Genomic DNA, 16,394 nt, shown 5'->3' with positions numbered 1-16,394 from the left:
CCATGACCGTTTCGCTAGGGATGCCTGCTGCTCCGGCGCCGGTGCTCGCACCGCGTCGCAAGACCCGCAAGATCAAGGTCGGCAAGGTCGATGTCGGTGGTGACGCGCCCGTCTCGGTGCAGTCCATGACGACGACCCTGACCTCGGACGTCAACACCACCCTGCAGCAGATCGCCCAGCTCACGGCGGCTGGCTGCGACATCGTGCGCGTGGCCTGCCCCAGCCAGGACGACGCCGACGCCCTGGCGCAGATCGCCCAGCACAGCCAGCTCCCCGTCATCGCGGACATCCACTTCCAGCCCAAGTACGTCTTCGCCGCCATCGAGGCCGGCTGCGCCGCGGTCCGCGTCAATCCGGGCAACATCCGCAAGTTCGACGACCAGGTCAAGGAGATCGCCGCGGCCGCCCGCGACCACGGCACCTCGATCCGCATCGGCGTCAACGCCGGATCCCTCGACAAGCGCCTCCTCGAGAAGTACGGCAAGGCCACCCCCGAGGCCCTCGTCGAGTCGGCGGTGTGGGAGGCCAGCCTGTTCGAGGAGCACGGCTTCCACGACTTCAAGATCTCGGTCAAGCACAACGACCCCGTCGTGATGGTGCGGGCCTACGAGCTGCTGTCCGAGCGCGGCGACTGGCCGCTGCACCTCGGCGTCACCGAGGCGGGCCCCGCCTTCCAGGGCACCATCAAGTCCGCCACCGCCTTCGGTGCGCTGCTGTCCAAGGGCATCGGTGACACCATCCGGGTCTCCCTGTCCGCCCCTCCCGTCGAGGAGGTCAAGGTCGGCATCCAGATCCTGCAGAGCCTCAACCTGCGGCCCCGCAAGCTCGAGATCGTCTCCTGCCCGTCCTGCGGGCGCGCCCAGGTGGACGTCTACAAGCTGGCGGACGCCGTGACCGCCGGGCTCGAGGGCATGACCGTGCCGCTGCGCGTCGCCGTCATGGGCTGCGTCGTCAACGGCCCGGGCGAGGCTCGCGAGGCCGACCTGGGGGTCGCGTCCGGCAACGGCAAGGGACAGATCTTCGTCAAGGGCGAGGTCATCAAGACCGTCCCCGAGGCCGCGATCGTGGAGACCCTCATCGAGGAGGCCATGCGCCTCGCCGAGGAGATGGGCGAGCCTGCGGACGAGGAGTCCGCCGGCAGCCCCACCATCACCGTCGGCTGAGTCCGCGGCGTCCGTATGACGTGACGCGCGATGACGACCGACGAGAGCGGGCCACCCCACACGAGGGGTGGCCCGCTCTCGTCGAGCCCGTCGGCGGACGCTGTCAGAGCTTGGTGACCTCGACGGCGGCCAGGCTCGGGGTGTCCTTGACGGCGTGGAAGCCCAGGTCGAGCCGCCCGTCGGTGACCGTCACGGTGAAGGTCGGCTCGTAGGCCCGGAAGGCGCCGCCGGTGCGGGCGAAGACGTCCACGTCCTTGAGGACCGTTGAGCCCTCCGCCCGGACGGAGTAGACCCGGCGCCCGGGAGCCGTGAAGTAGTCCTCGGCGGTGTAGAGCTTGACCCGGTAGGTCCCGTTGGCGACCTTGGTCCGGTAGGAGGTCATCCCGTAGACCGTGGAGCGGTACAGCTGGTCGTCACCGGTGCCGGCCACGTCACGGCCCACCATGGCCGTACCCGTCTTGTACGAGTCGAACGCGTCACCGCGCCCGGCCCATCGCCGGCCCTGGGCATCGGTCTGGTCGAGCCAGGCCGCGGTCTGCCGAACGGTGGCGACGCCCGGTCCCGGCACCGGAATGGTCGGCGTCGGGGTGGGCGTGGGGGTCGGGGTCGGGGCCGGGGTCGACTTGGTGGGAGTGGGCGTCGGAGTGGGAGTGGGCGTCGGGGTGGGTGCGGGCGCCGACGAGACGGGCGCCTCGTAGTTCATCGGCAGGACCTCGAGGAGCTCGAGCGGGAAGCCACGCTCGCCGCGTCCGGGGTCGCCCAGCATCTCCTGCCAGTCGGCCCGCCCGCGGAACAGCTCGGGATAGGGGTCGCTGGTCATGCCGATCGGGTTCTCCGCGCGGAAGCTGATCGATCCCGCCGTGTCCCAGACGACCACGCCGTACTCCTGGGCGGCCTTGGCGATGGTCCGCGCCGTCGGCGACAGGCGCAGGGCGTCGAGGTTGACGGAGGCCGGGATGCGCAGCATCTGCCCCTCGGCGGCGGCCGGTCGTCTCGACGGGTTCCAGCCGTCGGTGCGGTTGGCCGGACGGGAGACGTTGGGCCAGGGGGCGTTGTGGGGCAGCGCGATGCCGATGACGTGGTCGATACGACCGCGGCGCAGCTCCTCGGGGCGGATGGTGCCCCCGGCGAGGGAGAGCCCGCTGGCAGTGGTGCCGAAGGGGTGCGGGAAGACGCCGTTGCTCTTGGAGGCGTCCGGGATGCTGCCGCCCCAGCACGCCGACCAGGTACCGTTGTTCTTGCGGGTGACCCAGGTCTCCGTGAGGCGGCGGGAGCTCGCGTCGTACACCAGCATCTCGAGGTCCGTCCCCTCTGCCGGACGGGCGTAGGCCGGGATCCTCAGGTTGCTGAGGTGGTTGGCGATCAGGCCGGTGTCGCCGTACGACTTGCCCTGGCAGTTCTCGAACCTGAACGACGTGGTGGGGTCGCCAGCCTTGGCCATGTACATCGGCGCGGAGTAGCGCACCGTGTTGACCGCGATGGACGGGGCACCGGGGCGGCCGTAGTACGAGACGCCCTGGTCGTAGATGTGCTTGGAGATGTCCGCCGAGCGCGGGTCCTTCGGGGTGTTCGCCGGCAGCCTGCGATACCAGAACGCGTCGGGGGCGAAGATGCGCTCGGGCAGCCGGTCGCGATCTGCGGTCGCCGCAGCGGGCGCCGCCGTCACGGGCGCCGCGGAGGCGGCGGCGAGCTGGGCTGACCCCAGGGCGGTTGACGTGAGCAGGGCGGCGCCGATGACGCCTCCCGTCAGCCGGCGTCGCCGGCGTGCGGACAGGGGGGTGTGCATGAGACCTCGAGAGGGTGAGGGGAGAACTGCAGCCGGGCCGGATGATGGCGCTACGGCCGCGACAACCACTCTGTGCAACCGTTTCTGCACGAATGGCTGTCCATCAGCCAGTGTGATAGTTCAAAGCACTCGAGGGTAGGCCTATTCGGGGAAAAAAAATCACTCTATGTGTTGTATGACGATTCAAGGCCGTGGCGCCCCGAAGGTCACTTCGACATCGAAGTCTTTGATATGGTGAGGGTGTTGCGAGGCGCGGCCGGATGGGGGCCACCTCGGGGGAGCACGGCGAGATGGGCGCCGCCCCCGGCGCCGTTCGCAACCGCGGGGCCTGAGCAGCCCCGCAGCCAGAAAGGGCCTCGTCCGGCAGCTGCCGTGGCGGGGCCTTTTTCTGCTGCGCGAACTCGTCCCGGCGCGTCGCGTGGTGGCGTGACAAGCGACCCACCGCAGTCCACCCTTGGGGGGTGCTCCGCTCCCGATCGCCGATCCAGGCCCTGACGCCGGCCGACGAGGACGCGGCGATCGCTGTCTGTGCACGTCGGCCTGACGCCCACGTCTTCGTGGCGGCGCGCATCCGTGAGGGTGCGCTGCGGACCACCCCCGGCTGCGTGCTCGGCTACGCCGACCGGGGCGACCCCCTCGGCTGGCGATCTCTGGTGTGGACCGGAGCCAACGTCGTTCCGGTCGAGGTCGGACCGGACACGGCCCCGGCCTTCGCCCAGCGACTACGCCGGCGCAGCCGCTGGGCCTCCTCGCTGTTCGGCCCGTCCGACGAGGTGCTCGGGCTCTGGGCGTTGCTCTCGCCGTCGTGGGGGATGCCACGGGCCGTCCGCGGGTCGCAGCCGCTCATGGCGACGACCGTCCCGCCCAGCGAGCTCGGCCTCGCTCTGGACCCTTGCGTGCGGCTGGCCGGGCCCGACGAGCTGGACGCCGTCGTGCCGGCTGCGGCGGCCATGTTCACCGAGGAGATCGGCTACCCGCCGTACGTCGGCTCGGTGGCGTCATACCGCCGATCCGTGGCCTCGCTGATCGAGCAGCGGCGGACCTATGTCGTCACCGAGGGGCCCGACGTGGTGTTCAAGGCCGACGTGGGTTCGGTCGCTCTCGGGACCGCCCAGATCCAGGGGGTCTGGCTGGCGCCGCACCTGCGCGGCCGACGGCGTGCGGGGCCGGCCATGGCAGCCGTCGTCGAGGCAGTGCTGGCGGAGCACGCCGCTCGCGCCTCGCTGTACGTGAATGACTTCAACGTCGCCGCGCGGGCCACCTACGCCCGCATCGAAATGCGGGAGGTCGGGGAGTTCGCCACCGTCCTGCTGTGAGCGCGCCGTTCGTCGGTGGGTGGACATGCGGTCACCGACCGCCCGTCAGGAAGGGGCGACCGTTCGTCGCAGGGCACCGGCGAGACGCATTCCGTTGACGTGGCGTCAAGCAACACCCTCCGTCCAGGAGCCGTCCGACGGAGCACGGCTCACCCGCCCGAGGAGCCTGCATGAGCACCGTTGCACCCACCCCCGAGTCCACCCTCCCCCCGCCGGCGACGCCGACACCCGGGGCCTTCCCGGTCAAGCCCATCGCCGCGGCGACCGTGGGCCACGCGGTCGAGTGGTTCGACTGGACCATCTACGGCCTGTTCGCGACCTACTTCGCGACCCAGATCTTTCCGAAGGAGAACGAGGACCTCGCACTCCTGCTGACCTTCGCGACCTTCGGCGCCGCGTTCTTCTTCCGCCCCCTGGGTGGCTGGATGATGGGCCGGGTCGCGGACCTGACGGGGCGTCGCGGCGCGATGCTCGTGTGCGTCGCGCTCATGGCCGGAGGCTCGTTCGTCATCGGCGCACTGCCGACCTACGACCAGATCGGGATCTGGTCGCCGCTCGTCCTCGTCCTCGCGCGCATCGCCCAGGGGATCGCGGCCGGCGGCGAGCTGTCCAACACCTCGGCCTACCTGTCCGAGGTCGCCCCCGCAGGTCGGCGTGGCCGCTACGTCTCGTTCATGTACATCGGCACGGGCGTCGCCCTGCTGCTGGCGACGACGCTCGGCTTCTGGCTCACCCGCACGCTGGGACCCGCCAAGATGGCGGAGTTCGGCTGGCGCATCCCGTTCATCCTCGGCGGCATCTTCGCCCTCGTCGGTCTGTTCATGCGCAAGGACCTCAAGGAGTCGGCGCACTTCGAGGAGCACAAGGCCAAGGCGGTCGACAAGGTCAAGAACCCCCTGATGACCACCCTGCGGCTCTACCCCAAGTCCGTGCTGCACGTCGTCGGCACCACCATGCTGTTCGCCGTCGCCTACTACACGCTGATCGGCTCCATCAACTCCAGCGTCGTCAAGAAGTTCGCCAAGACCAACCCGGACGTGGGTCAGAACGTGTTCATGGCGCTCACGATCTCGATCGTCATCTTCATCGCCCTGCAGTACCCGTTGGGAGCACTGTCCGACAAGATCGGGCGCAAGCCGATGATGCTGATCTTCACGGTGTTCTATGCCGTGGCGATGGTGCCCTTGTCCTCGCTGATCAAGCCGGACCTGCTGAGCCTGACCATCCTCTACGTCCTCGGCATGTCCGCGTTCGCCTTCGCGTCGTGCATCCTGCCGGCGATCATGGCCGAGCTGTTCCCGACCGAGGTCCGGTCCACCGGCATCGGCGCCTGGTACAACATCACGGTGGCGATCTTCGGCGGGGGAGCGCCCTACCTGATCACCTGGCTCAACCAGAACCAGATGGGCGACCGCTTCTTCTGGGTCGTCTCGGCAGTCGCCGCGGTGGCGACGCTGATCATCCTGACGATGCCGGAGACGCGCGGCAAGAAGCTCGACTGATCGACGATCGACTGATCGACTGATCGAACCGTCACTGCACCGCCTCGCCCGCGTCGCCGGGGTCCGAGGCGCTCGACGAGCCGCCCGTGAGCATCGCCCACGGGCGGCTCGTCAGCTTGATGCGGGGCTGGTCGTCCGCGACCACGGCCGCCAGGTGGAGCAGGCTCGCGGTGCCGCGGTGGTAGTACTGCTCGTGCCCGACCGGCGGCCGCAGCACCGTCCAGGTGCCGTCGGGGTAGACAACGCGTCGGGCCAGCGGGGACAGCTGGTGCACGCCGGGGATCCGCAGCACCTCGCCGCCGAAGATGCCCAGGATGCCGATGAGGTCGCCGGGAGCGACGCAGGCGTACAACGTGCCGGGCGCCAGCCCGAGGTCGGAGAGGCGGGAGGCGAAGATGCCCGGTGCGCCGGCCGTCATCGCGGCGTCCACCACGTGGTGGTGCCGGGCGGCGAGCTGGGCGAGGGCGAGCCCCATGGCGGACGCGCCGTAGGAGTGGCCGCTCGCCACGATGCGTGCCCCCGCCGGAGCGATCTCCCGCACCCCCTCCAGGGTGCGCGCCAGGTGGTCGGCTGCCTCCCGCGCATATCGAGGGTCGGACGCCTCACCGGGCACGAGGACGCGCATCCCCGTGTCTCCCAGGGCCTTTCGCGTGGCGATGTCGTATGGCGCCTGGTAGCCGATCCAGTCGATCACCGCCACGCGTGCGTCGGGGCCGAGCAGGCGGACCGTCTCGTCGCGCAGCCAGGACATCCAGGTGGCCTCGCGATAGAGGCGCAGGTCCACGGTGGTGGTCGTGCCGGGCACGTGCACCACCAGGTGGGTGGCGGTGTCGGGGTCGCCGAGCGCGATGGCCGTCCGCAGGGGATAGCTGCGGGCGTCCAGGAGATAGAGGAAGCGACGCGAGGGCGGGGTCGAGACCTGGGCGAGCCCCTCGGGGACCTCGGCCAGCAGCTCGGGGTCGGAGAACAGCGCCCGGAGCTTGAGCAGGCCGCGCAGGTCCCGCTCCTCCTCGACGGTGGCCTCGTCGGCGGGTGCGCCGGTGTCGACGTCGAGCTCGCGGCTGCGGCGGGCGATCTCGGCCTCGAGCACCTGCAGGTTGGCCGTGTGCCGCACGGCGGTGGGGAGCCCGTCCGCCCGCCCCACCCAGGGGGCGTGGCGCCGCAGGACCTCCTCACGGTCGCCGGCGTCCAGGTCCCGCCACCAGGCGGCGACCACGTCGGGCGCCTCGTCGCGGGGGATCGGCAGCACGTCCTCGCCAGCCAGCCCGAGGCGGGGGTAGCGCGAGGCGGCGGTCCGGGCCTCGGTGCGGAGCTGGTCGACGAGCAGGCCTGCGGCATACAGCCCGACGTCGGTGCGCCGCGTCAGGATCTCGTCGAGGACGGCGTCGCCGGGCCGGGCCCACGTCCGCTCGGCCGCCAGCGCCTCGGTGAGGTGCAGGTGGGCGCTCGTCGCCGCCGCCACGGCCTGCTCCAGGGACTTCGCCGCGGCCAGCAGCCCCGCCTCCAGCGTGAGGGGTCCGGTGCCGGCGTCCCCTCCAGGTCGCACGCCCTCGCCCGGCGTCTCGACGCCCTCCTCCACGACCACTCACCTCCGTCTCCGAGGCTACGCCCGAACGTGGTCGAGGCCAGGAGCCAGGGCCGATATCCTGCCGTGGTCCCACCTTCGCCCATCCGAGGAGCCCCACCGTGTCCGGTGAGATCATGCGCATGTCGTCCCTGTTCCTGCGGACCCTGCGCGAGGACCCGGCCGACGCGGAGCTGCCCGGTCACCGGCTGCTGGTGCGCGCCGGCTACGTCCGTCGCGCGGCGCCCGGCGTCTACAGCTGGCTCCCCCTGGGGCTCAAGGTGCTTCGCCGGGTCGAGGGCATCGTCCGCGAGGAGATGGACCAGATCTCGCAGGAGCTGAGCTTCCCCGCGCTGCTGCCGCGCGAGCCCTACGAGTCGACGAACCGGTGGACGGAGTACGGCGACAACCTCTTCCGCCTCACCGACCGCAAGGGCGCCGACATGCTCCTCGGTCCGACGCACGAGGAGATGTTCACCCTCGCGGTCAAGGACCTCTACAGCTCCTACAAGGACCTGCCGCTGTCGCTGTACCAGATCCAGACGAAGTACCGCGACGAGGCGCGTCCCCGCGCCGGCCTGCTGCGCGGCCGCGAGTTCATCATGAAGGACTCCTACTCCTTCGACGTCTCCGACGAGGGGCTGCAGAAGTCCTACGACGCCCACCGCGACGCCTACGTCAAGATCTTCGACCGGCTCGGCTTCGACTACGTCATCGTCCAGGCGACCTCGGGCGCGATGGGCGGGTCGGCGAGCGAGGAGTTCCTCGCGATCAGCGAGGTCGGCGAGGACACCTTCGTGCGGGACGACAGCGGGTATGCCGCCAACGTGGAGGCCGTCGTCGTGCCGCAGGCCGAGCCCGTCGACGCTTCGGGCGTGCCGGCGGCGCAGGAGGTGGACACCCCCGACACGCCGACCATCGAGACCCTCGTCGACATGCTCAACGCGGAGCACCCGCGCCACGACGGCCGCGCGTGGACGGCCGCCGACACGCTCAAGAACGTCGTCGTCATGCTCGTGCAGCCCGACGGCACCCGCGAGCCCCTCGTCGTGGGCCTTCCCGGAGACCGTCAGGTCGACCTCAAGCGCCTCGAGGCCCAGGTCGCGCCTGCCGAGGTGGAGGAGTTCACCGAGGCGGACTTCACGGCCTACCCGCAGCTCGTCCGCGGCTACATCGGGCCGGGCGCGCTGGGGGAGACCGTCGAGCGCGACGAGCAGGGAGAGGTGGTGTCCCGCACCGGGATCCGCTACCTGCTCGACCCGCGCATCGCCGACGGCTCGTCCTGGGCCACCGGGGCCAACAAGCCCGGCGTGCACGTCGTCAACCTCGTCCACGGCCGCGACTTCACCGCCGACGGGACCGTCCAGGCCGCCGAGGTCCGCGACGGCGACGTCGCGCCCGACGGCGCCGGCACCCTGCGCACCGCCCGGGGCATCGAGATGGGCCACATCTTCCAGCTCGGCCGCAAGTATGCCGAGGCCCTGGGTCTCAAGGTGCTGGACGAGAACGGCCGGCTCGTCACCGTCACGATGGGCTCCTACGGCATCGGCGTCTCGCGCGCGGTCGCCGCCATCGCCGAGGCCAACCACGACGAGATCGGCCTGGTGTGGCCGCGCAACGTCGCCCCCGCCGACGTGCACGTCGTCGCGACCGGCAAGGACGAGGCGGTCTTCGTCGAGGCCGACCGGATCGTGACCGAGCTCGCCGCGCAGGGGATCACCTCGATCGTGGACGACCGCGCCAAGGTCAGCCCCGGCGTGAAGTTCAAGGACGCCGAGCTCATCGGGGTCCCGACCATCGTGGTCGTGGGCAAGGGCCTGGCCGACGGCACCGTCGAGATCAAGGACCGGCGCACGGGCGACCGCCGCGAGGTCGCCGTGGCCGACGTCGTCGCCGAGATCGCCCGGGAGGTGCGGTCCTGACCGGCCCCGCGCGCGCTCCGGACCCGGCGACCTCGCCGGTGGGTGCCGTCATCTTCGACTGGGGCGGCACCCTGACCCCCTGGCACGACGTCGACCTGCGCCAGCAGTGGGTCGAGTTCTCCCGCGGCTACGGCACGATGGCCTGCTCGCTCCACGAGCTCACGGCGCGCATCCTGCTCGCCGAGGACGAGCTCTGGCAGCGTGCCCGCACCAGCCACGAGTCTGGGCGCCTCGCGGACCTGCTGACGCAGGTGGGCCTCGACCCCGAGCACGAGGCGACGCTGGCCGGGCTGGCGGCCTACGAGACCTTCTGGGAGCCGCACACGCTCACCGACCCGCAGGTCGAGCCGTTGTGGACCGGCCTGCGCGAGCGGGGGATCCGCGTCGGCGTGCTGTCCAACACCATCTGGACCCGCGACTACCACCGTGGCGTCTTCGAGCGGGACGGGGTCGCCCACCTCATCGACGCCGACGTCTACTCGAGCGAGATCCCTTGGGCCAAGCCGCATCCCGAGGCCTTCCTCGCTGCTGCACGCGCCGTCGGCGTCGAGCCGGAGCGGTGCGTCTACGTCGGGGACCGGTCCTTCGAGGACGTCCACGGCCCCCAGCAGGTGGGCATGCGAGCGGTGTGGGTGCCCCACTCGCGGATCCCCGTCGCGCAGCAGGTCTCGCACGAGGCGGAGCCCGACGCCGTGGCCCACGAGCTGCTCGACGTCCTCACGATCGTCGACCGGTGGTGCGGGCGTGGGTGAGCTGTCCCTCCAGGTCGTGCTCTTCCTGGTGGCGTCCGCGTTCTGCGCGGGCTGGGTCGACGCCGTCGTCGGCGGGGGAGGGCTGATCCAGCTGCCCGCGCTGCTCGTCGGTCTGCCCGGCGCCTCGCCCGCGCAGATCCTCGCCACCAATAAGCTGGCCTCGATCTGCGGCACCTCCACGAGCGCCGTGACCTACTACCGCCGGGTGCGTCCCGACCTGCGCACCGCGATCCCGCTCGCGGTGGCGGCGTTCGCCGGGTCGTCGCTCGGCGCGGTCGTGGCCACCAGGATCCCCAAGGAGGCGTTCAACCCGATCATCCTGGTGGCGCTGGTCGTCGTGGGCGCCTACACCGTGGTCAAGCCCAGCCTCGGCGCCTCGACCCAGCTGCGGTTCTCCGGCCAGCACCACCTCGCGGCGGCACTGGTCATCGGGGTGGTCATCGGCTTCTACGACGGGGCGCTGGGACCCGGCACCGGGTCGTTCTTCGTCTTCGCCCTGGTCGGGCTGACCGGCTACGCCTTCCTCGAGGCCAGCGCCAAGGCCAAGATCGCCAACTTCGCGACCAACCTCGCGGCCCTCGTGGTCTTCATCCCGCACGGGGCCGTCATGTGGCCGATCGGGGTCGTCATGGGGCTGGCCAACATCGCGGGCGGCTACATCGGGGCGCGGACGGCGGTGTCGCGAGGCACGGGCTTCGTCCGCATCGTGTTCATCGTGGTGGTGGGCGGCTTCGTCGTCCGCATCGGCGGGCAGCTGCTCGGCCTGTGGTGAGCGTCGGCCGCTGGTGACCCGCGCTGGGCGCCTCGTTCAGCCCCGGCGCGGTCGACGCGGTCGCCGCAAACGGTTCTGGCGGCGCCACACGGCCCTGATCGTCGCCCAGCGGGCGAGGCCGGCCCCGAGGCCCGCCAGCATCCCCGGGACGAGCAGGAAGGTCCCGTCCATGGCGTCCCGGCCCAGGTCCGCGCGTCCGCCGGCGAGCCCGGTCAGGACGCCCACGGCCACCCCCAGGAGCAGCCCGGCCAGCGCACCGCCGAGGGTGAGCGGCCAGACGAGCGCGCGACCCCGACCCCGACCCGCAGCCCGGGCGGCCAGCTCTCGGGACCGCGTCCAGGCGACCGCGACCCCGACGGCGGCGACGATCGCCGGGAGCATCAGCAGCAGGACGGCGCGGTTGCGCACGAGCGTCAGCCCAGCACCCGGTCGTAGGTCACGAACGCGAAGCCCGGGTGGGCCTGGGTCGCCGCGACCTCTTCGCGCCGGACCTCGCGCCACTGCGCGCGATCGATCTCGGGGAACCACGTGTCGGCGTCCGGGGCGTCGTCCACCTCGGTCAGCTCGAGCCGGTCCGCCAGGGGCAGGGCGAGGGCATAGATCTCGCCGCCTCCGCCGCAGCGCACCTCGTCGTGGCCGGCCAGCGCCAACGCCTCCTCGAGGGAGGACGCGGTCTCCGCATCCGGGACGACCCACCTGGCGTCCCGGGTCACCACGATCGTCCGTCGGCCCGGCAGGGCGCGACCGATCGACTCGTAGGTCTTGCGCCCCATGACGAGCGGACGCCCCTGCGTCAGGGCCTTGAAGCGGGGGAGATCGCCCGGCAGCTGCCACAGCAGGTGCCCGTCCCGCCCGAGGGCGCCGTTGCGACCGACGGCCGCGACGAGGGTGAGCGTCCGGGACGTCATACGGCGATCGGTGCCTTGATGCTCGGGTCGGCGACGTAGCCGTCGAGGGTGAAGTCCTCGAGCTCGTAGGCGTCGATCGACGGGCGCCGCGCGACGTGCATCGTGGGGAGCGGGTGCGGCGTGCGCGTGAGCTGGAGCCGCGCCTGGTCCAGGTGGTTGGAGTAGAGGTGCGCGTCGCCGAGCGTGTGGACGAGGTCGCCCGGCTCGAGGTCCGTCTGCTGCGCGACCATCATCGTGAGCAGCGCGTACGACGCGATGTTGAACGGCACCCCGAGGAAGATGTCGGCGCTGCGCTGGTAGAGCTGGCAGGACAGCCGCCCCTCGGCGACGTAGAACTGGAACATCGTGTGGCACGGCGGCAGGGCCATGCGGTCGACGTCCGCGACGTTCCAGGCGGAGACGATGTGGCGCCGCGAGTCGGGGTTGCTGCGCAGCGACGCGATCACCTGACCGATCTGGTCGACGTGGCGGCCGTCCGGGGTGGGCCAGGACCGCCACTGGTGGCCGTAGACGGGTCCGAGCTCGCCGTCCGCGTCGGCCCACTCGTCCCAGATGGAGATGCCGCGCTCCTGCAGCCAGCGCACGTTGGTGTCGCCCCGCAGGAACCACAGCAGCTCACCGATGATCGACCGCAGGTGGAGCTTCTTGGTCGTGAGGACCGGGAAGCCCTGGGCGAGGTCGAAGCGCATCTGGTGCCCGAAGACGCTGCGCGTGCCGGTGCCCGTGCGGTCCGCCTTGTCCACCCCGGTCGTGAGGACGTGGTCGAGGAGGTCGAGGTACTGCTGCATGGCGACCACGGTAGCCGGGCGGGTCCGTCATACGGTCATCGACGGGGCGCGAGAGAGCGGCCAGCCGATGTGAGCCAGGTCACACGAGTTCCCGCGACCCGGCTGTAACGAGATCGCCCTCCTTGCCGATGTAGTCCGTGAATCGCGTAGCCACCCGGACCCCCGAGCGGGTGGCTACGCGATTCACATGTCCGGCGCCGACCCGTGGCCGTGGCGGTCACCGCCCCTCGCGCGCACCCCGGGATACATTGACCTCATGACGACCTCACCCGCGTTCGGCCGAGTCCTGTCGGCCATGGTGACCCCGATGCTCCCCGACGGCTCGATCGACCTTGACGGCGTGCGTCAGGTCGCGCGCCACCTCGTCGACCACGGCCACGACGGCATCGTCGTCAACGGCACCACCGGCGAGTCGCCGACCACCACGGACGACGAGAAGGCCGAGCTGGTCCGCCTGGTGCGTGAGACCGTCGGCGATGGCGTGCACGTCGTCGCGGGCGTCGGCACCAACGACACCAGGCACACGATCGAGCTGGCCGGCCAGGCCGCCGACGCGGGCGCCGACGGGCTGCTCGTCGTGACGCCCTACTACAACAAGCCCCCGGTGGCCGGGCTCGAGGCGCACTTCCGCGCCGTGGCCGACGCCACCGAGCTGCGCGTCATGCTCTACGACATCCCCGGTCGGGCGGGCGTCCCGATCCCCACCGACCTGCTGGTCCGGCTCGCGGACCACCCGCGCATCGTGGCCGTCAAGGACGCCAAGGGCGACCTGTGGGCCGCGACCAAGGTCCAGCGCGCCACGGACCTGCAGTGGTACTCCGGCGACGACGTCGCCAACTTCTCCCACCTGGCGCTCGGCGCCGTCGGCATCGTCAGCGTCGTGGCCCACGTGGCCGGCGACGCGTATGCCGAGATGGTGGGGGCCATCCAGGGCGGCGACGTCGAGCGGGGGCGCGAGATCCATCGCCGCCTCGTGCCCGTCGTCGACGCCGTGATGAACGTGACCCAGGGGGCCATCATGACCAAGGCGGCACTCGTCGAGCTGGGCGTCATCGCCCACGCCGACGTGCGCCTGCCGCTGGTCCCGGCCACCGACGACCAGGCCGAGATCGTCCGATCCGGCCTCCGTAGCTCAGGACTGATGTGACTTCTGCTTCCGCTGCACCCGACCTCGTGACCGAGGTCCCCACCACCCCGCCCGCGCTGCCCAAGGACGGCCTGCGGGTCGTCGCCCTCGGCGGCCTCGGCGAGGTCGGCCGCAACATGACGGTGCTCGAGCACCGCGGCCGGCTGCTGATCATCGACTGCGGGGTGCTCTTCCCCGAGGAGCACCACCCGGGGATCGACCTGATCCTCCCGGACTTCGACTACCTCGAGGATCGGCTGGACGACGTCGACGCCGTGGTCCTCACGCACGGGCACGAGGACCACATCGGGGCACTGCCCTACCTGCTCAAGCGCAAGCCCGACATCCCGCTCATCGGCTCCCAGCTGACCCTGGCGCTGGTCGAGGCCAAGCTCAAGGAGCACCGGATCACGCCCTACACGCTGGGCGTGCGCGAGGGGCAGCGCGAGCAGGCCGGCGTCTTCGACCTGGAGTTCGTCGCGGTCAACCACTCCATCCCCGACGCCCTCGCGGTGTGCGTGCGCACCGCCGCGGGCACGCTGCTGCACACCGGTGACTTCAAGATGGACCAGCTGCCGCTGGACCGCCGCCTCACCGACCTGCGGGCCTTCGCGCGTCTGGGCGAGGAGGGGGTCGACCTCTTCCTGACCGACTCCACCAACGCCGAGGTCCCCGGCTTCACCACGCCCGAGCGCGAGATCGCCCCGGCCATCGACAAGGTCTTCCGCCACACCACCGGTCGCATCATCGTGGCCTGCTTCTCCTCGCACGTGCACCGGGTCCAGCAGGTGCTCGACGCGGCGCACAAGGCCGGGCGACGGGTGGCCATGGTGGGCCGGTCGATGGTCCGCAACATGACCATCGCCGCCGAGCTGGGCTACCTCCACGTCCCGCCCGGCGTGCTCATCGACATCAAGAAGGTCGGGTCCCTGCGCGACGACCAGCTGGTCCTCGTGTGCACCGGCTCGCAGGGCGAGCCGATGGCTGCCCTGAGCCGTATGGCGAACCGCGACCACCGCATCGAGGTCGGCCCCGGCGACACGGTGCTGCTGGCCTCGTCGCTGATCCCCGGCAACGAGAACGCCGTCTACCGCGTGATCAACGGCCTGATGCGGCTCGGCGCCGACGTCGTCCACAAGGGCAACGCCAAGGTCCACGTCAGCGGGCACGCGAGCGCCGGCGAGCTGCTCTACTGCTACAACATCGTCAAGCCCCGCAACGTCATGCCCGTGCACGGCGAGTGGCGTCACCTGGTGGCCAACGGACGCCTGGCCGAGGCGACCGGCGTGCCGGCCGAGCGGGTCCTGCTCTGCCAGGACGGCACCGTCGTCGACCTCGTCGACGGGGTCGCGAGCATCGTGGGCGAGGTTCCGTGCGGCTACGTCTACGTCGACGGGTCGGCCCTCGGCGGCGAGACGAGCGACGAGCTCCTGCGCGACCGGCGGATCCTGCGCGACGAGGGCTTCGTGACCGCCATCGTGGTCGTGGACACCTCGACCGGCGAGGTGGTCAGCGAGCCCGAGATCACCTCGCGCGGCGTGGCCGAGGACCAGGAGGTCTTCGACCGGGTGCGCCCGCAGGTCGAGAAGGCCGTGGTCGAGGCCATGGCCAAGGGCACCACGGACACCTACGCCCTGCAGCAGGTCGTGCGACGCACGCTCGGCTCCTGGGTCGGCACCAAGCTCCGGCGCCGCCCGATGATCATCCCGGTCGTCATCGACGCATGACGGCGGGGTCGACCCGCACGAGGCCCACGACGACGATCTGGTCACCCTCCTCGCGGGTGCTCCTCGTCGCGGGGGCCGTGCTGACGCTGGCGGGCACCGGGCTGCTCGCGCTGCGCTGGGCCGTGGTCCCCGAGCGCACCGGCTTCCTCGCCCTGCAGGCCGTGTCGCCGCTGGGCGGGGTCCTCGTGGGGCTCGGGGTCGCGGCCCTGCTCCTGGCGCGGGCCTGGGGCCCGCTGGCGGTGGCCCTCGTCCCGGCCCTGGCGTATGGCGTTCTGGCCGCCCCCACGGTCCTGCCCGACACGGTCCCGCCCCGCCCGGACGACCTGGTGGTGCTCTCGACCAACCTGCAGTACGGCCGGGCCGACCCGCACCGCGTGATCGCCGCCATCGACCGCGTCGACGCCGACGTGGTCGTGCTGGTCGAGGTCACGCCGGGCGCCCTCGAGCGGCTCGACGCGGCGGGGCTGTCCGGGCGCTACGCGCACTCGATGGGTCAGCCCGGGCCGCGGGCGAGCGGCCTCGTGGTGCGCACCCGTGACCCCCTGCGCGTCGTGTCCCCGTCCTACGACCCGCGCACCGGGACGCCATACGGCCTGCTCGGCACGAGCAGGGGAGAGGTCCTGCTCTGGGGGGTGCACCCGGCCGCCCCGACCAGCCCCGACCGCTGGCGCAGCGACCTCGCGGACCTCGAGTCCTGGATCTCTCGGGTGGCCCGGCTCGACCCGGAGCAGCCGGTCGTCGTCGCGGGGGACCTCAACGCGACCTACAGCCACCCGCCCTTCCGCCAGGCCGTGGCGCCGCTGACCGACGCCGCGCGGTCGGCGGGAAAGGGCTGGGAGCCCACGTGGCCCCAGGGCCGGTGGTACCCACCCTTCGCGCAGATCGACCACGTGCTGGTGCGCAACGTCGGGGTGGTCGACAGTGGGGTCGTCGCGATCCCGGACACGGACCACCGGGCGGTGTGGGCGCGGTTGCGGGTGGGGTGAGCTGCGCGGGTCGGGCCGCTCAGGCCAAGGTGCTCAGCCACGGTGCTCAGCCACGGTGCTCAGCCACGGTGCTCAGCCACGG

14 protein-coding genes are annotated in these 16,394 nt (G+C 71.6%); 9 read left to right on the top strand and 5 right to left on the bottom strand.

Translation table 11 applies throughout. The features are described from left to right. Nucleotides 1–2: 2 nt before the first annotated feature. Complete coding sequence (ispG, locus tag K313_RS0111820) at nt 3–1,163, top strand: flavodoxin-dependent (E)-4-hydroxy-3-methylbut-2-enyl-diphosphate synthase (protein WP_029211803.1); 1,161 nt, start codon at nt 3–5, stop codon at nt 1,161–1,163. Between the two features lie 103 nt (nt 1,164–1,266). Here ispG and K313_RS23565 read toward each other — a convergent pair whose 3' ends face one another. Then, nucleotides 1,267–2,949 (bottom strand): malectin domain-containing carbohydrate-binding protein, encoded by a 1,683-nt coding sequence (locus K313_RS23565; RefSeq protein ID WP_029211802.1) that lies wholly within the window; start codon nt 2,947–2,949, stop codon nt 1,267–1,269. A 461-nt stretch (nt 2,950–3,410) separates the two neighbouring features. Here K313_RS23565 and K313_RS0111810 point away from each other — a divergent pair, with 461 nt between their 5' ends. Further along, the gene (locus tag K313_RS0111810; RefSeq protein ID WP_029211801.1) at nt 3,411–4,265 is read left to right on the top strand and encodes a GNAT family N-acetyltransferase; all 855 of its coding nucleotides are present in this window, start codon (nt 3,411–3,413) and stop codon (nt 4,263–4,265) included. A 170-nt stretch (nt 4,266–4,435) separates the two neighbouring features. Continuing rightward, nucleotides 4,436–5,767 (top strand): MFS transporter, encoded by a 1,332-nt coding sequence (locus K313_RS0111805; RefSeq protein ID WP_029211800.1) that lies wholly within the window; start codon nt 4,436–4,438, stop codon nt 5,765–5,767. 31 nt (nt 5,768–5,798) lie between these two features. Here the strand turns inward: K313_RS0111805 and K313_RS0111800 are convergent, their stop codons facing one another. Then, nucleotides 5,799–7,346 (bottom strand): alpha/beta hydrolase, encoded by a 1,548-nt coding sequence (locus K313_RS0111800; RefSeq protein WP_029211799.1) that lies wholly within the window; start codon nt 7,344–7,346, stop codon nt 5,799–5,801. 122 nt (nt 7,347–7,468) lie between these two features. Here K313_RS0111800 and K313_RS0111795 point away from each other — a divergent pair, with 122 nt between their 5' ends. From K313_RS0111795 to K313_RS0111785, 3 genes are read left to right on the top strand one after another with little or no spacing between them, the layout of a single operon-like run. Beyond that, the gene (locus K313_RS0111795; protein WP_034253026.1) at nt 7,469–9,253 is read left to right on the top strand and encodes a proline--tRNA ligase; all 1,785 of its coding nucleotides are present in this window, start codon (nt 7,469–7,471) and stop codon (nt 9,251–9,253) included. Nucleotides 9,254–9,291: 38 nt separating this feature from the next. Continuing rightward, nucleotides 9,292–10,005, top strand: a complete 714-nt coding sequence (locus tag K313_RS0111790; protein ID WP_029211797.1) for an HAD family hydrolase — start codon at nt 9,292–9,294, stop codon at nt 10,003–10,005. Further along, nucleotides 9,998–10,777, top strand: coding sequence for a TSUP family transporter (locus K313_RS0111785; RefSeq protein WP_029211796.1), 780 nt, complete (start codon nt 9,998–10,000; stop codon nt 10,775–10,777). The genes K313_RS0111790 and K313_RS0111785 overlap by 8 nt, the downstream gene beginning before the upstream one ends. A 36-nt stretch (nt 10,778–10,813) precedes the next feature. Here K313_RS0111785 and K313_RS0111780 read toward each other — a convergent pair whose 3' ends face one another. From K313_RS0111780 to K313_RS0111770, 3 genes are read right to left on the bottom strand one after another with little or no spacing between them, the layout of a single operon-like run. Further along, nucleotides 10,814–11,185 (bottom strand): hypothetical protein, encoded by a 372-nt coding sequence (locus tag K313_RS0111780; protein ID WP_029211795.1) that lies wholly within the window; start codon nt 11,183–11,185, stop codon nt 10,814–10,816. A 5-nt stretch (nt 11,186–11,190) separates the two neighbouring features. Beyond that, nucleotides 11,191–11,685, bottom strand: a complete 495-nt coding sequence (locus tag K313_RS0111775) for a dihydrofolate reductase (RefSeq protein ID WP_029211794.1) — start codon at nt 11,683–11,685, stop codon at nt 11,191–11,193. After that, nucleotides 11,682–12,473 carry a thymidylate synthase gene (locus K313_RS0111770; RefSeq protein WP_029211793.1) on the bottom strand — a complete coding sequence of 264 codons (792 nt, stop codon included), beginning with the start codon at nt 12,471–12,473 and terminating at the stop codon, nt 11,682–11,684. Before K313_RS0111770 ends, K313_RS0111775 begins: the two co-directional genes overlap by 4 nt. A 256-nt stretch (nt 12,474–12,729) precedes the next feature. Between K313_RS0111770 and dapA the strand changes: the two genes are divergently transcribed. Genes dapA through K313_RS0111755 form a run of 3 tightly spaced genes read left to right on the top strand, consistent with a single transcriptional unit; the run spans nt 12,730 to nt 16,312 of the window. Next, on the top strand, nt 12,730–13,620 hold the full coding sequence (dapA, locus tag K313_RS0111765; protein ID WP_029211792.1) for a 4-hydroxy-tetrahydrodipicolinate synthase: 891 nt from the start codon (nt 12,730–12,732) through the stop codon (nt 13,618–13,620). Between the two features lie 26 nt (nt 13,621–13,646). Next, nucleotides 13,647–15,326 carry a ribonuclease J gene (locus tag K313_RS0111760; RefSeq protein WP_029211791.1) on the top strand — a complete coding sequence of 560 codons (1,680 nt, stop codon included), beginning with the start codon at nt 13,647–13,649 and terminating at the stop codon, nt 15,324–15,326. After that, nucleotides 15,323–16,312, top strand: a complete 990-nt coding sequence (locus tag K313_RS0111755; protein ID WP_029211790.1) for an endonuclease/exonuclease/phosphatase family protein — start codon at nt 15,323–15,325, stop codon at nt 16,310–16,312. The genes K313_RS0111760 and K313_RS0111755 overlap by 4 nt, the downstream gene beginning before the upstream one ends. Nucleotides 16,313–16,394 lie beyond the last annotated feature (82 nt).

It is taken from the genome of Arsenicicoccus bolidensis DSM 15745 (assembly GCF_000426385.1).
Taxonomy (GTDB): Bacteria; Actinomycetota; Actinomycetes; order Actinomycetales; family Dermatophilaceae; genus Arsenicicoccus; species Arsenicicoccus bolidensis.
The sequence above is the reverse complement of the archived record's forward strand: the minus strand, read 5'-3'. Positions and strand labels throughout refer to the sequence as shown.

What these genes read in the sequence shown, in the direction of transcription:
- K313_RS0111795 (WP_034253026.1), top strand. Translation starts at nt 7,469, where the DNA reads ATGCGCATGTCGTCCCTGTTCCTGCGGACCCTGCGCGAGGACCCGGCC.
- K313_RS0111805 (WP_029211800.1), top strand. Translation starts at nt 4,436, where the DNA reads ATGAGCACCGTTGCACCCACCCCCGAGTCCACCCTCCCCCCGCCGGCG.
- K313_RS0111755 (WP_029211790.1), top strand. Translation starts at nt 15,323, where the DNA reads ATGACGGCGGGGTCGACCCGCACGAGGCCCACGACGACGATCTGGTCA.
- K313_RS0111770 (WP_029211793.1), bottom strand. Translation starts at nt 12,473, where the DNA reads ATGCAGCAGTACCTCGACCTCCTCGACCACGTCCTCACGACCGGGGTG.
- ispG (WP_029211803.1), top strand. Translation starts at nt 3, where the DNA reads ATGACCGTTTCGCTAGGGATGCCTGCTGCTCCGGCGCCGGTGCTCGCA.
- K313_RS0111775 (WP_029211794.1), bottom strand. Translation starts at nt 11,685, where the DNA reads ATGACGTCCCGGACGCTCACCCTCGTCGCGGCCGTCGGTCGCAACGGC.
- dapA (WP_029211792.1), top strand. Translation starts at nt 12,730, where the DNA reads ATGACGACCTCACCCGCGTTCGGCCGAGTCCTGTCGGCCATGGTGACC.
- K313_RS23565 (WP_029211802.1), bottom strand. Translation starts at nt 2,949, where the DNA reads ATGCACACCCCCCTGTCCGCACGCCGGCGACGCCGGCTGACGGGAGGC.